The sequence below is a fragment of the Chryseobacterium daeguense DSM 19388 genome (genome assembly GCF_000430825.1).
GTDB lineage: Bacteria > Bacteroidota > Bacteroidia > Flavobacteriales > Weeksellaceae > Chryseobacterium > Chryseobacterium daeguense.
The window spans coordinates 1-14,791 of sequence record NZ_AUMT01000004.1; the positions used below are offsets into that span (position 1 = coordinate 1).

13 protein-coding genes are annotated in these 14,791 nt (G+C 35.3%); 6 read left to right on the plus strand and 7 right to left on the minus strand.

Features of this window, described 5'->3' with window-relative positions; genetic code table 11:
- On the plus strand, positions 1-296 hold a 296-nt coding region (locus H560_RS0106520), incomplete at its 5' end, for an IS3 family transposase (RefSeq protein ID WP_027379296.1).
- Between the two features lie 207 nt (positions 297-503).
- Here the strand turns inward: H560_RS0106520 and H560_RS0106525 are convergent.
- Entirely contained in the window at positions 504-1,511 is a 1,008-nt protein-coding gene (locus tag H560_RS0106525; protein ID WP_081413936.1) for a T9SS type A sorting domain-containing protein, read from the minus strand.
- A gap of 488 nt (positions 1,512-1,999) precedes the next feature.
- On the opposite strand from H560_RS0106525, the gene kdsA reads away from it, so the two are divergent.
- The 5 genes from kdsA to H560_RS0106550 all read left to right on the plus strand — a co-directional run bounded on the left by kdsA (position 2,000) and on the right by H560_RS0106550 (position 9,351).
- Positions 2,000-2,809: a 3-deoxy-8-phosphooctulonate synthase gene (kdsA, locus tag H560_RS0106530; RefSeq protein ID WP_027379298.1), complete on the plus strand. Its 810-nt coding sequence runs from the start codon at positions 2,000-2,002 to the stop codon at positions 2,807-2,809.
- 149 nt (positions 2,810-2,958) lie between these two features.
- Positions 2,959-5,205, plus strand: a complete 2,247-nt coding sequence (locus H560_RS0106535) for a TonB-dependent receptor plug domain-containing protein (protein WP_027379299.1) — start codon at positions 2,959-2,961, stop codon at positions 5,203-5,205.
- 171 nt (positions 5,206-5,376) lie between these two features.
- The gene (locus tag H560_RS0106540; protein ID WP_027379300.1) at positions 5,377-5,754 is read left to right on the plus strand and encodes an HYC_CC_PP family protein; all 378 of its coding nucleotides are present in this window, start codon (positions 5,377-5,379) and stop codon (positions 5,752-5,754) included.
- Positions 5,755-5,862: 108 nt separating this feature from the next.
- The gene (locus H560_RS0106545) at positions 5,863-6,336 is read left to right on the plus strand and encodes a DUF3347 domain-containing protein (RefSeq protein WP_027379301.1); all 474 of its coding nucleotides are present in this window, start codon (positions 5,863-5,865) and stop codon (positions 6,334-6,336) included.
- Positions 6,337-6,546: 210 nt separating this feature from the next.
- A complete protein-coding gene (locus tag H560_RS0106550; RefSeq protein ID WP_027379302.1) occupies positions 6,547-9,351 on the plus strand; it encodes a multicopper oxidase domain-containing protein in 2,805 nt (934 codons plus the stop codon).
- A 44-nt stretch (positions 9,352-9,395) separates the two neighbouring features.
- On the opposite strand, the gene H560_RS0106555 is transcribed toward H560_RS0106550, so the two are convergent.
- The 6 genes from H560_RS0106555 to H560_RS0106580 all read right to left on the minus strand — a co-directional run bounded on the left by H560_RS0106555 (position 9,396) and on the right by H560_RS0106580 (position 14,693).
- On the minus strand, positions 9,396-10,193 hold the full coding sequence (locus H560_RS0106555) for a hypothetical protein (RefSeq protein WP_027379303.1): 798 nt from the start codon (positions 10,191-10,193) through the stop codon (positions 9,396-9,398).
- Between the two features lie 14 nt (positions 10,194-10,207).
- Positions 10,208-10,897 carry a hypothetical protein gene (locus H560_RS0106560; protein WP_155844972.1) on the minus strand — a complete coding sequence of 230 codons (690 nt, stop codon included), beginning with the start codon at positions 10,895-10,897 and terminating at the stop codon, positions 10,208-10,210.
- 108 nt (positions 10,898-11,005) lie between these two features.
- A complete protein-coding gene (locus tag H560_RS22310) occupies positions 11,006-11,761 on the minus strand; it encodes a hypothetical protein (protein WP_027379305.1) in 756 nt (251 codons plus the stop codon).
- A 259-nt stretch (positions 11,762-12,020) separates the two neighbouring features.
- The gene (locus H560_RS0106570; RefSeq protein ID WP_027379306.1) at positions 12,021-13,139 is read right to left on the minus strand and encodes an FAD-dependent monooxygenase; all 1,119 of its coding nucleotides are present in this window, start codon (positions 13,137-13,139) and stop codon (positions 12,021-12,023) included.
- Positions 13,139-13,729: a hypothetical protein gene (locus H560_RS0106575; RefSeq protein WP_027379307.1), complete on the minus strand. Its 591-nt coding sequence runs from the start codon at positions 13,727-13,729 to the stop codon at positions 13,139-13,141. The genes H560_RS0106570 and H560_RS0106575 overlap by 1 nt, the downstream gene beginning before the upstream one ends.
- A 97-nt stretch (positions 13,730-13,826) precedes the next feature.
- The gene (locus tag H560_RS0106580; RefSeq protein ID WP_002979276.1) at positions 13,827-14,693 is read right to left on the minus strand and encodes a sigma-70 family RNA polymerase sigma factor; all 867 of its coding nucleotides are present in this window, start codon (positions 14,691-14,693) and stop codon (positions 13,827-13,829) included.
- Between the last annotated feature and the right edge of the window lie 98 nt (positions 14,694-14,791).

Here is a 14,791-nt window from a genome sequence, read left to right on the forward strand (position 1 = left end):
GAGGGATACAGTATGCGTGCACAGAATTTACGTCAATAGTCGGGAAAAATATTACCCGAAGTATGAGTGGAAAGGGAAATTGCTATGATAATGCTGTAGCGGAGAGTTTTTTCAAAACTCTGAAAACCGAACTTGTCTATCAAAATAAATATGAAACTAGAGACCACGCCAAAAACTCTGTGTTTGAATATATAGAAACATTTTACAACACCCAGAGAAGGCATTCAGCTTTAGGAAATTTAACCATAAGAGAGTATCAAAATTTAATGTCTAATCAATCTAAAAATGTAGCATAAAGAGTATATAAATTTTGTCTCAAAAATAGTTGCAAGTTCAGCATTAGAGAAATATGAAAAAGAAGACTTGTCTGATTTTAATAAAAAACTTAAAAAAGGATTAGACTACAATCCAAAAGATGAAGAATAATAAAAAATCCCCAACGCAAGAAGGGGATTATTTTTTGTCTAAATTTGTGTAAAATTGTATGTAGTTACCAAAATTTATTAGTATTTAATGAATTTTTTAATGGTATTGCCGTCTTTTGTAATTATTTTAATTAAATAAGTGCCATTTTCATAATTTGATATATCAAATTGAATATCTTTTTTATTGACTTTTTTTACTTCTAAAACTCTCCCCCCCATATCAGACAATTCAATAGATTTTATATCTGACTTTGAGTTTGTAATATTGATTATCGAGTCGGCGGGATTTGGAAAAACTTCAATATTATCGTTATCAATATTTAATTCCGATAATCCAAGTGACGAAAAAGGAACTAGCGAAACATTATCTATATAAAAATAGCTGCTCTGATTAGTACTGTTTTGAAATTGCACATTATTTAATCCTCCAATATAGAGATATTTTAAATTAGAGTTGCTGCTGGTTGTAAATGTAAAAGTAATAGTTTCCCATGTAGTTGCCGAAGAAGGGCCTGAAAAACTTGGATTTGTTAAAAAAACTTTATCCGAAGTTATATTTGCACTTGGAATACTCACTCCCGTTAAGTTTAAGTTTGCATCTGTAATAAATGCTTGCATTTTAACTGGATTTGACGTAAAATACTCTGCACTCGATACATCAAAAGACAATCGGTATTTGGTGTTAGGTTGCAAAGAACTCGTTAACTCGGTTTTTAAAGGCTCACTATAAGTATTTCCTACAACGATACCAGCATAAGCGTGGTTTCCAATGATTTTATCCGCTTGATTACCAAAGGCGTTTGAAGGAACACCTACTGATGATGTTGCATCTGAATTGAAATAATCGGCAGATGTCATAAAAGATAGATCTTGCCAACCACACGAGTAATTTAGTTGACCAATATTACTAGGTGGATTACTGTGTTCTTCAAAATTGCCATTTCTAACCAAATTTGGCGGAGTAATGTTTGAACAATTATTGTTCTGTGCAAAACTTAAACAGCTTATAAAAATGACTACATAAATAAACTTATTTATTATGTGAAAATGAGAAGAAATTGATTTTTGTTGTTGATTTTTTTTCATTATGTATTATATTTTTTCTAAACTAATTGAATTTCATTTTTATCAATCTAGAAAGTAACATCAAACGTAGAATGATATTTGGTTGCAAAAAACAAATCGAAAACGAATAATTGCGGCGGCAAATATAACTCTAATTTTTGAATTGGCATAATTTTATATTAAATTTAATGTCTAACCAATCTAAAAATGTAGCGTAAAGAAGTATATAAATTTTGTCTCAAAAATAGTTGCAAGTTCAGTTTTTTCCGGTACTTGTGTTCCGGCAACGGGAGGAAGGCCGTTTATTCCGGAATCACTGAAAGGTATTATTGAAGATGCTCCAGTTTTAGAATAACAATAAAGACTGAGCCCGGCGAAGCCTTATTTAAAATAAAATCAAAAAATTCAAAAGACCAAAACTATTGCAGCTATAGTCTTTAAAGCCCTCAAATAATTTCCATTTCCCAAACTTTATCAGTATTTTTACTCAACTTTTTAATAAAAATAAAATGATTCAGTATTTAGATAATATTCATCACAAAGATTCCAAAAATTTTTTCCTGATTGCAGGGCCTTGTATTATTGAAGGGGAGGATATGGCATTAAGGATTGCTGAAAAGGTGGTTGAACTTACAAATAAATATAATATTCCGTATATTTTCAAGGGAAGCTTTAAGAAAGCCAACAGAAGCAGGGTAGACTCATTTACCACGATCGGTGAGGAAAAATCTCTGGAAATCCTTAAAAAAGTGGGTCAGACTTTTAATATTCCTACCACTACGGATATCCATGAAAATGAGCATGCGGCTCTGGCAGCACAATATGTTGATGTACTGCAGATTCCGGCATTTCTGGTTCGTCAGACAGACCTTTTGGTTGCTGCTGCAAAAACCGGAAAGTGTGTTACTTTAAAAAAGGGACAGTTTCTTTCTCCGGAATCCATGAAATTTGCAGTTCAGAAGATCACAGATTCTGATAATCAAAAAGTGGCAATTATTGAAAGAGGAAATTCATTTGGATATACAGATTTAATTGTTGATTACAGGGGAATTCCTACCATGAGACAGTATGCACCTGTAATTCTGGATGTTACACATTCTTTACAGCAGCCGAATCAAAGTTCGGGCGTTACAGGTGGAAGACCGGATCTCATAGAAACTGTAGCAAAAGCAGGTATTGCAGTAGGCGCGGACGGAATTTTCATAGAAACACATCCTACTCCCGAAACGGCTTTATCAGACGGAGCTAATATGCTGAGATTAGATTTGCTGGAAGACCTTTTACAGAAGTTAACAAGAGTAAGAGAGGCTATTTTGTAGCTCTTACAAACAATATTTATACAAAGAATCAGAATGTTTAATGTGATATTGATGTCCGTTTAGCGTTCTGATTTTTAAATGTTAAATAAAGTTTAAATAAGTTAAAATAAAATTTATATATTCACGTTTGAAATTTTAAAACATTTCTTTTGAAAAAACTAGTTTTACCACTAAGCCTTTTGGTTCCCGCAATAGTATTCTCCCAGGCAAAAAAGAAGGATACTACAAAAACTACTAGCATTGAAGAAGTAGTTTTCCAGAAAAAAACAACAGGAAAAACAAACGACCTTACTACTGTAAAAATTTCAGCGAAAGATGCGCAGAATGTAGCAAGTATTTCCGGAGGTATTGAAGGAATTATCAAGACGTTACCGTCTGTAAACTCCAATACGGAGCTGTCTTCACAATACATGGTTCGTGGTGGAAACTATGACGAAAACCTTATCTACATTAATGATATTGAAATTTACAGGCCGTTCCTGATCAGGAATTCCCAACAGGAGGGTTTAAGTATCATCAATCCTGATATGGTTTCTACAGTGAACTTCTCTGCAGGAGGTTTTGAACCGAGATATGGCGATAAAATGTCTTCTGCTTTAAATATTTATTACAGAGAACCTGAAAAATTTGAGCTTTCCGGGGAAGGCAGCTTAATTGGCGGAAGACTGACTGCCGGTTACGCCTCAGGGAAAGGCAAAGATGATAACAGGAAGTTTACCGCTTTATTTTCAGGAAGATACAGAAATACAAACCTTGTTCTTAATACTTTAAAAGAAGATACCGATTTTAATCCTAAATACATGGATTTCCAGACGTATCTTAATTATCATTTCAGCCCGAAATTTACACTATCATTCATCGGATATTATTCTAAAAATGATTACGAAATGATTCCTAAAGAAAGGGAAGTGGACTTCGGAAGTCTACAGCAGCCGTTAAAACTCAATGTAGCCTACGCAGGACGTGAAGACGACAAGTATAAGAATATGATGGGAACGGTTTCCATGAACTATAAGCCCTCAGATAAATGGAGATTCACATTGGACGGTTTTGCCTATCAGAACCGTGAAAGAGAATATTATTCCATCGCCTCAGCTTATATTTTGCAGACATTTGACCCCATTACAGGTGCACCGGTGACGTCCTATGATTCAGGCGGGCAGATTGAGCATGCAAGAAATGATTTGTTTGTAAAAACGTATGGAGCACAGTTCAGAACGCGTTTTTCTCCTAATGTGAATACGGATATTGAAGTTGGATTTAAATTCGAAAAGGAAAACCTTAAAGATCTTACCAACGAATGGAAGCTGCTGGATTCTGCCGGATATAGCCTTCCTCATGAAGAATTTATTACGGATCCGAGAAATCCGGGAGATTTGGAACTCATGTACAATATTTCCGGAAAAAATCATATTGAACCAACGAGATTATCTGCATACGCACAGTATTCCCAGAAATTTTTCTGGGGAAGCAGTAAGGTTTTCGTGAACGCGGGAGCCAGAGTTGCTCACTGGAGCTTTAATAATGAAACTATTTTCTCTCCAAGGGCGCAGTTTGCCATCAAGCCGGATTGGGATACAGATATGTTGTTCAGGCTTTCGGGAGGAATCTATTATCAGGCACCTTTCTATAAGGAAATCAAAGATTTGGATGGTAATTTTAACAGCAATATAAAATCTCAGAGATCAATTCAGGCAATTTTAGCCAATGATTATGAATTTTATATGTATGACAGGCCATTTAAGCTTACTACAGAGCTTTACTATAAAAAAATGGATAACCTCATTCCATATTATATGGACAATGTAAGGATTCGTTACTCAGGGAAGAATAATGCTTCCGGTTATTCTTACGGTATTGATGCGAGATTATTCGGGGAATTTGTACCAGGTGTAGATTCTTGGTTATCTGCGAGTTATGCAAGGGTTTATGAAAATATTGACGGAAAAGGAGATATCCCGAGACCTACAGATCAAAGGTTCAGATTTGCAATGTTTTATCAGGACTATATGCCGGCTTTTCCAAAAATGCGTGTAAACCTTACACTGACTTATGCAATGGGATTACCGACTGGTGCTCCTATAGTTTTAGATCAAAATGGACATCCTGATATTGATGCTAGATATCAATATCAGAAAACACTGCCTTCATACAAAAGAGTAGATTTAGGATTGTCTTATGTGTTTATTGATCCTAAGGAAAAAAATAAAGCGTATGGTTTCTGGGGTAACTTTGATGAGCTTACCTTGGGTGTTCAGGTTTTCAATGCGTTCAACATCAGAAATACAGTGGCTAATCAATGGATTGCAGATGCAAACACGAATTTGATGTATCCGGTTCCGGTACGTTTAACGGGGCGTTTCTTTAATGTGAAATTAGAGTTTAAGATTAAATAAACAGATTATAGAATTAGGAATTAGGAATTAGCTAATAGGTATATCATCTGCTTAAAATAAATTATAAATAAAACTCCTGGATTCTCAGGAGTTTTTTGTTTTCCTGAATTTTATAACAAGATTACAGAATTTTATAACACACCTACCACATATATTTTTATCTTTGCTCTAATGAAAAAGATACTGGCTATACTGTTTTCTGTTTTCTACTTCGGATTCTCTTCCGGAGCGGTTTTCAGCGTTCATTATTGTATGGAGAAATTAGCTTCCATCAGTCAGAAAGTTGATGATACCTGCAGCAAATGCGGTGTTAAAACGAAAAAAGACTGCTGCAAAACAGAAATTAAAGTTGTAAAAGTTGATGATTGTCAAAAATCAGATCTTCTTAAAATTGATTTTGTAAAGCAGATTGCAGAAATCCAGCAGCCTGAGTTTTTCTTTGTAGATAAATCTTTTTCAGCTACAAAATTCACTCAGATCCGGATCAACGCGCCTCCGGAAAATTGGCCAGTTCCTATTTTTATTCATTATTGTAATTTTAGAATTTAAAATTTGTCAGTCATTTGATAATCTTATCATTATGAATGACATGATCTGTCGTTACGTGCGATTTTGTAACGATTCTTATAAAAACTTATTATTCTAAAATTTAAAACAATGAAAAAATATATCATTACAGCAGCATTATCTTTATTTTCAATCATTTCACTTTCAGCACAATCCAAAAAAGATGCACAGGTTTCTAAGCTGTATCAGAATTATATTGCTATAAAATCTGCCCTGGCTTCGGACGATGCATATAAAACTTCAAAAGCTGCCGCAGAATTCATCAAAACAGCTTCTACTGTTGATTATAAAATGGTTTCTGAGGGAAATTTAAACATTCTCAGAAAAGACGCAACTGCAATTTCGGAAGCCAGAAATATTACAGCGCAGCGTGAAACTTTTTATAACTTATCAGACAACATGATCGGGCTTACAAAGGAGTTTAAGCTTTCCGAAAATCCGATTTATGTTCAGTATTGTCCTATGGCAGACGGAAGCTGGCTGAGCGATGAAAAGAAAATTGTAAATCCGTACTACGGAAGTTCTATGCTTTCCTGCGGAAGTGTTAAGTCTGAGATAAAATAATCTGTCTATTTTATTTAAAAATAATAAGTTGTATAGCTTAAATTAAAATTTACTTGAAGCGAATTGTTGAGAACTTTTGAGATCTTTGTCAAGCAAAACATCTTGCGAGCTTAAAACCATGTTCAATAATTTCAAGGAAATCTTTACAAGCTTTGTTTTTATCTGAGCAAGTTTAAATTAAGTTATACAACTTAAAAACCTCGAAATATTATGAAAAAAATAATAATATTTCTGTTGTTTTTATTCTCTGCTATCACTTTTGCACAAACTACAAAAACGTTTTTTACCTGTCCAATGGATCCCGAAGTGGTATCCTCAAGGCCTGGAGACTGCCCAAAATGCGGAATGACTTTAGTAAGAAAAACGATCGTCATAAAACCGAAAGTCATAGCAAAGCCACAGGTAAAAACTTTACCGAAAAAGGAAATAAAAGCAACGGAAATTAAAAATACCGTTAAACTAGGAATTGAGAAAAAGGTTGATGTTAAAAAAACAAAGAAACCCAAGGAAACCTACAAAACCAAAATTGTCAAACCAAACTTAAATTATCAAAAACCAATACAATTTAAAACTCAAGCTTTACAAGATTCTAAAACTAACCCTAAAACTCAGTCTCAATCTCAAAAATTCACCTGCCCGATGCATCCGGAAGTAATTTCTGATCAACCCGGAAAATGCCCGAAATGTGGGATGGATTTGGTTGAAATTGAAAATCATTCCAAGCTTCAATCTGAACCTGAAACTGAAAATTCTGTTTTAAAAAGAAATTCAGAAAACGGGAAGGTAAGCTTCGGCGGGAAAACGGTTCGTTACGATTTATATGTAAAAGATACGATTGTAAATTTTACAGGAAAAAACCGCCGGGCAATTGCTGTAAACGGAAAATTGCAGGCTCCGACTTTATATTTTACAGAAGGAGATACAGCAGAAATATACCTTCACAATATGCTGAAGGAAAACACAGGCTTTCACTGGCACGGTGTGATTTTACCAAACGAGCATGATGGAGTTCCGTATCTTACGACAAAGCCTGTACAACCGGGAGAAACTCATTTATATAAATTCAAAGTTTCCCAAAACGGAACATATTGGTATCACTCTCATGAAGCACTTCAGGAACAAATCGGGATGAACGGGATTTTGGTTTTTCAAAAAAGGGAAGGTGATCCAAAGGTGAATTATACCAAAGAAATTCCTGTATTGCTGGGAGATTGGAGTGATGAAAATCCGGTACAGATTGCAAGAAGGCTTCACATGGCAAATACGGATTGGTACGCGATCAAAAAAAATGCAGTTCAGAGTTATTGGGAAGCCATAAAATCTGGAAATTTCGGTACAAAAGCCCTTAATGAATGGAAAAGAATGGAAGCGATGGATGTAAGTGATGTTTATTATGATAAATTTCTTATCAATGGACTTCCAAGTTCAGATTATTCTCATTTGAAAAAGGGAGATAAGGTCAGGCTGAGAGTTGCCAACGGAGGTTCGTCAACCTATTTCTGGCTGAATTTCGGCGGTGGAAAAATAAAAGTCGTTGAGAATGACGGAAATGATGTGGTTCCTGTGGAAGTAGATCGTCTTATTGTCGGGATGTCTGAAACATACGATATTGAAGTAACAATCCCTGAAGACAAAAGTTTTGAATTTAGGGCAACGTCTGAAGACAGAATAGGTCATGCCTCACTTTGGCTGGGTTCCGGCGAGAAAATGAAAGCCCCGGATTTACCAAGGTTAAAGCTTTTTGAAGGTATGAAAATGATGAACGGGATGATGGAGATGAGCGGAAATATGAAGCCGATGAACATGACGATGAGTAATCAAATGATGGATATGAATGAAGTAATGTATCCCGAACTGCCTGAAAGCCAGAGAAAAATGACGATGAAGCACATGAATGAAATGATGGGAATTAAAGCAGACAAAGAAAATCATTCTAATCATTCAGGGATGAATATGACTGAGGAAAAATCTATTAAACGATTGGCTTATAATATGTTGAAATCGCCGGAAAAAACAATTCTTCCCACCGAAAATGTGAGAGAATTAAAATTTACGCTGGAAGGAAACATGAACCACTATTTGTGGACATTAGATAACAAAACCGTTACAGAAACGGATAAAATCTTGGTTAAAAAAGGAGAAATTCTGAGAATTACGATGTATAATAATTCTATGATGCGCCACCCAATGCACCTTCATGGCCATGATTTTAGATTGATCAATTCAAAAGGAGAATATTCACCTTTGAAAAATGTGGTTGATATTATGCCGATGGAAACCAATACGATTGAGTTTGCTGCGAATCAGGATGGTGACTGGTTTTTCCACTGCCACATTCTATATCACATGATGGCGGGAATGGGAAGGATTTTCAGTTATGAAAATTCTGAACCGAATCCCCAGCTTCCCAATAGAAAACTAGCATGGAAAAACTTTCTTAAAGACAACAGAATGATCAGTTCTATGGCAATGCTGGATATCAACAGTAATAAAATTCATGCAGAAACAATGACGATGTTCGGGCCACGCTGGGCCAATCTGAATGAATTTCATACCAATTGGGATTTCAATCATTTTGATGGAAATTTTAAAGTAGGAAAATTTTTAGGAAAATTCCAGTGGGCACTTCCTTATGCGGGCTTTAGAATTCAAAAAAATCATCAGATCATGGAAAGACAAATGATGGAAGATATGGGAATGGAATTTCATGGTAAGAAAACATGGTTCGGGCAGCAAAAAGCCTCAAAAACCCGCGGAGCTTTTATTCTGGGAATGCAATATCTTTTGCCGATGCTGATTACGGCTGATGCAAGTGTTGACCAAAACGGAAAAGTATTATTGGAATTAAGTAGGGAAGATATTCCGCTTTCCAGAAGACTGAGAGGAAATTTTACCGTAAATTCTGATGGTGAATTCAATACAGGGTTGCGATATATCTTACAAAAATGGCTGTCTGTATCCGGAAACTATGACAACGAAATGGGATGGGGAGCCGGAATTACCTTAACCTATTAAAAATAAAGGAACTCAAAATGAGTTCCTTTTTCAGCAAAATTCAATTATTTAAGTTTGATAATTGTAACGCTTGACAGGCTATTACTGTCATAATTTACGGTTCCGTTATAAGTGCTTCCGTCTTTCCATCTTTTTGACTGCAGTGTAAGAATCTGTCCTGCATTGGCATAAACATAAGAGTTTGAGCTAAAGGCAAATCTTCCGCTGATATTGATCCGGCTTGGGTCATACTGTGGCGGAAGTGTGGAAATGCTGGATGAAGCGAGTGAACCGTCAAGATTAAAGTAAATGTAATCGTAAACTTCTGAATCTTCTGTGGCGGGATTCTGTCTTAAAGCAAGATTAAGCGAAATGAGATATAATCCGGTCTGTTTTATTCTGAGCTGATAATTATTTACCTTTTCAAAAATATTGGGATCATCGTTAAAGCTTGGCGTATTGAAAATATCAATATTTGCAGGTGAGCTCGTTGATGCAGAATTAAAATTAGTTGTGCTTGAAGAGGAATTTGTGAATTTTACGGCCTTTGCGCGTGGTTCTCCCATACTTGAAGGATACAGCCATTCTCCGTTGTACCACTGATAGACCCCTGGAAATACGGCAAAAGAATCTGTGCCGCTGCTTGCTGTGTTGAAAACCAGGGTTCCGTTCGGGATATTTCCGGATAAAGGCAATTTATTATTAGTTGCCACAAGAGCAACACGCGGAATAAGAACTCCTTTGTTGGTACTTGTAATGTCCAGAACCGCCGACGATACAGGATTTGAAGTACCTATTCCCACCTGTCCAGATAGAGGTAAAAGTGGAAGAAGAGTAAGAAATAACTGATAAGATTTTTTCATGATTTCTGTTTAAATTATCGGATACGGAGAACGGCAATACTTGAATCACCACTTGCATGAAACCTTACGTCTGCATCACCATATCCTGAAGAAAAAGTTCCGTCTGTTTTTTTGATTCTTATGCTGATGATATCTCCGGCGTTCAGCTGCAGATATTCTGTGAAAGAATGGGAAAATAGTCCGCGATTGCCGTTTACAGAGGCCGTTTCTTCGGGAGAAAATACCTGTTCTGTACCTGCAGGAAGACCATTTACAAAAATTCTGGAAGTCAGGGACACCATAGAGCTGCTTCCACTGCTGAGCCTGTCGAAAGACAGCAGGGAAGAAATTGAATATAGTCCCTGTCTTTTAATAGTTAAGGTTTGTGCTGCCGTATTTACGGTGTAGATATGGCTTGTTTCGTTATAGATCTTATTTCCGAACAGCTTTACATTCTGCCAGCTGGTGGAGTTATAATTGGTAGAAGTTTCAGAATTAGTGTACTTTAATGTAGCGGTTTCAAAATTGGTGCTCAGGCTTGTCCATTGTTGATCTTCTGAGCTCCACCAGTAGATTCCGGGGCTGATAAGATTAGGAAAACTGCCTGCAGTTGCGGTATTAAATACAAAAGTTCCTGTCGGGATATTAGCCGGCAGCGGAGTAGTAGACGTTCTTGATACCAGTGGAATTCTTGGAAAAAGAAGTCCTTTGTTATTAGTTCCCATCTGGAGCATTACGCCATCCGGAATTGTGCTTGTAGCAACTCCTACCTGGCTGAAAGCTCCTGAAAATAAACTGGATATAAAAGTAGAGTGAAGATTTTTTTTCCCATTTTATCTTATTTTTTCAATTGAAATTGTAGAAGTGTTGGCATTTCTGAAATAGACATCTGTATTAGGATCAATCTCATAAGATCTTACCCGAAGCGTGTAACCGGCAACATTAATGGGTACGTAGACCACGAATGCCCGGCTGTTGGGCTGCGCACTGATGGCTCTTCCAGGCACATATAAATTATCCGTCACAATATTCTCAAGATTATTAACAAGAATTTCTATTCCGAAATTATCCCGGTTTCCGTTGGAAAAAAGATCCAGATTAAGGATCAATTTGTAATAGCCTGTTTCATTAATTTTTAAAGTGGAATTGTCTACTTTCTGATACAGTGCGGGATTATTATTAAACCTTACATTGGCAAAAAGATCTGTCATAACTCCACTTCCGGAATTGATATTAGAAGTCGTGTTCTGATTTGAAAACAAAGCTGTTTCGCTTGCATTTCTCTGCTGAACTTTCACCCAAGCCGGAATAGAATTGTCCCAATAGTATAACCCCGGACTTACAGCCGTAGTTCCTGCTCCTGCAATGGTTGTATTGTAAACAGTTAATCCTGTTACGGGCGTCCCGGTTACGGGTGCAAAAACAGAAGTTGAAGTAAGGCTTACATTTGGAAGTGAAACTCCCTTATTATTACTGTCTACCTGAAGCACAATTCCCGGTTGGATAGTAGGTGTTCCTATACCTATCTGTGCTGAAATATTGAAAAAAATGTTTACTAAAAGTGGGAAAACAAAATAAAATTTCCTCATAATTGTGTTATCAAGTTATTGTGAATTTTAGTCAAAAATAGAATTTATTTTTCATTCAACAAATACTTGAATAAATATTGTAAATTGTTTATTTTCAATAATTTGTGATTTAAATATTTTGATTTTTAAATCTCTTTTAAATGACATAAATCAATGAAAATAATTATAGATTTTATTGATTGATATTGATTTTATTTAGTTGAAAATTTTAAAAAAAATTCACCCAAACGTGTAAAATTTAGGGAAAGATAACTTAAGATTATTTTTCCAGTTTAATGATTTTTTCAACCAGCTGTTGATTCATTTTCTCAGGAACCAACCGCATCAAAAAGTTTCTTACTGAATTTCCTTTTTCCCATTGAGATATTTTCCCTATTTTCCAGCTTGTTTCTACAATATAATCTACTTTTTTTCTTCTTATTGACTGGAATTTTTCGAAAACTTCATTAATGTTATCAGTTATATCCATTAATTTTCCAATAATATAGGCATCTTCAATGGACTGACAGGCTCCCTGGCCCATGTTTGGGGTAGTGGCATGCGCTGCATCACCTATCAGGCAAAGGTTTTCAGAATGCCATTTGGATATAGGAGAGAGATCAATAATATCATTGATGATAATATTTTCCAGAGGTGTGGCTTCAAGAATTTTTAGAATGATGGGATGAAAGTTCTTAAAAATATCGATGAGATTAATGGTGTCGTCGAATTTTTTTTTATTAGTCAATGCGTACCAATATACTTTTTTCCGGGAAATTTTTACAAAACCGAACCTTTTTGCTTTTCCCCATGCTTCAAATGCTTCCTGATGGAATGATTCAGGTAAATCAAATTCCACGAGACCGCGCCAGCAGATTTGTTCAGCATTCCGAATTTTCCCGGGTTCGATAATCTGATCTCTTACTTTTGATTTTATTCCATCGGCTCCAAAAATAATTTTGCTTTCAATTTCTTGTTTATTGTCAAATGTAAGAATATAGTTTTCCTTTTTTTGAATTTGAATTAAAGTATGATTAAGTTTAATGTGTTCAAAGCCAATTTTTTCAGCTAAAATTTTCTGCAATTCTGCTCTGTGGATAGCTACATTGCAGGAGTTGTATTTCTTTTCGAGTTTAAGGGCATTGGTCTTTAAGATGGGTTTTAAACTTTCATCAGTTATGGAAATCCCATGAATTTTATTTCCTGCGTTTTCAATTTTACCTTTTACATTTAATTGGTCAAAAATCTGCATCGCATTGATGGCCATCATAATTCCGGCTCCTACGGGTTTTATTTCCGGTGCGGATTCATAAATGGTGAAATTCATATTCCGTTGTTTCAGAATATTTCCCAGCGTTAAACCGCCTATGCCTGCTCCGATAATTGATACTTCATCCATTATTTAAGGTTTTTCAATTCATTGATTAATTGATTTTGCTTTTTGATGAAATTTTCTAAGCTGTCTGCTTTTAAAGGATGTTCATTTTGGTATTTCTCAATTTCCGGGAGGGTTTTCCTGATCTTGAAAGCATTATAGTAACCAAAAAGGTTATAATAATTCATATTTACCTGACGCTTGATATTATTTAATTTTTTAACTTTTATATCATAATTCTCGGCACTGTTCTTAACAAGATTTACTATTTCTTTTTTCAAGAGAGAATCTTTTATATTATTTGCATAGGCTTTAGCAGTTGAATAATAATCTTCTGATTTAGAAATAATTTCATTATGCAGATCGGTGATTATTCGACTGTCATTTTGAAGGGACAGAAACCGTTTATCAAGATTTTTCAGGTCTTCATTATTTTTAATTTGTTCATAATATATTGCGTCAAGCATTGATTGGGTCTTGGATAATCTTTTTATGGGAATACTGGATTCTGTATTCTCTACAGCATTTTCAATAAGATGTTCATTTTCATTTTTTTGTTCTTTACAGGAAAATAGTAATGAAAGCAGAGTAGCAGTAAGAAAGATTTTTCTCATGGTTAGTTTAATTTTATTTAAAATATCATGGTTAAAATTAATACAAAAAAAATAGAGCCTGATTTTTCAGGCTCCGATATTTATTGTTTCGTTAAAATTATTTACCCAAATAAGATTTTAAGATCTTACTTCTGGTATTGTGCTTCAATCTCTTGATCGCTTTTTCTTTGATCTGGCGAACTCTCTCTCTCGTAAGGTCGAAAGTTTCACCAATTTCTTCTAAGGTCATCGGATGCTTGCCGTTTAACCCGAAGTACAATCTTACAAGATCAGCCTCTCTTGGCGTCAAAGTATTCAATGCTCTTTCAATTTCAATCTGAAGAGATTCCAGCATCAGATCCTTGTCCGGACTTGGAGATTCCCCTGAACGTAAAACGTCATATAGGTTAGAATCTTCACCTTCTACCAAAGGTGCATCCATAGACAAATGTCTACCGGAATTTTTCATTGATTCCTTAATATCTTCTTCGCTCATGTCAAGAACTTCAGCCAATTCTTCCGGAGAAGGCGGTCTTTCATTTTCCTGTTCAAGGTGAGCGTAAGCTTTATTGATTTTGTTGATTGAACCAATTTTATTTAATGGCAATCTTACAATTCTCGACTGTTCTGCCAAGGCCTGTAAAATTGACTGACGAATCCACCAAACCGCGTAAGAGATAAATTTGAAACCTCTGGTCTCATCATATCTTTTTGCAGCTTTCATAAGTCCTAAGTTACCTTCATTGATCAGATCGGGTAAAGAAAGACCTTGGTTTTGATACTGTTTTGATACAGAAACTACGAAACGAAGGTTGGCTTTAATCAGTTTTTCCAAAGCGGCTCTGTCACCTGCACGGATTCTTTGTGCCAATTCTACTTCTTCGTCTGCAGTAATCAATTCTACCTTACCAATTTCCTGCAAATACTTGTCTAATGAAGCAGTTTCCCTGTTGGTAACCTGCTTAGTAATTTTTAACTGTCTCATCTATTTTATCCTCAAAAAAGAGTTAGTATATATTATACGTTTCAAAAGGTGAAAAGGTTACACATGTTTCAATTATTTTTTATTTATTTAAATTAAAA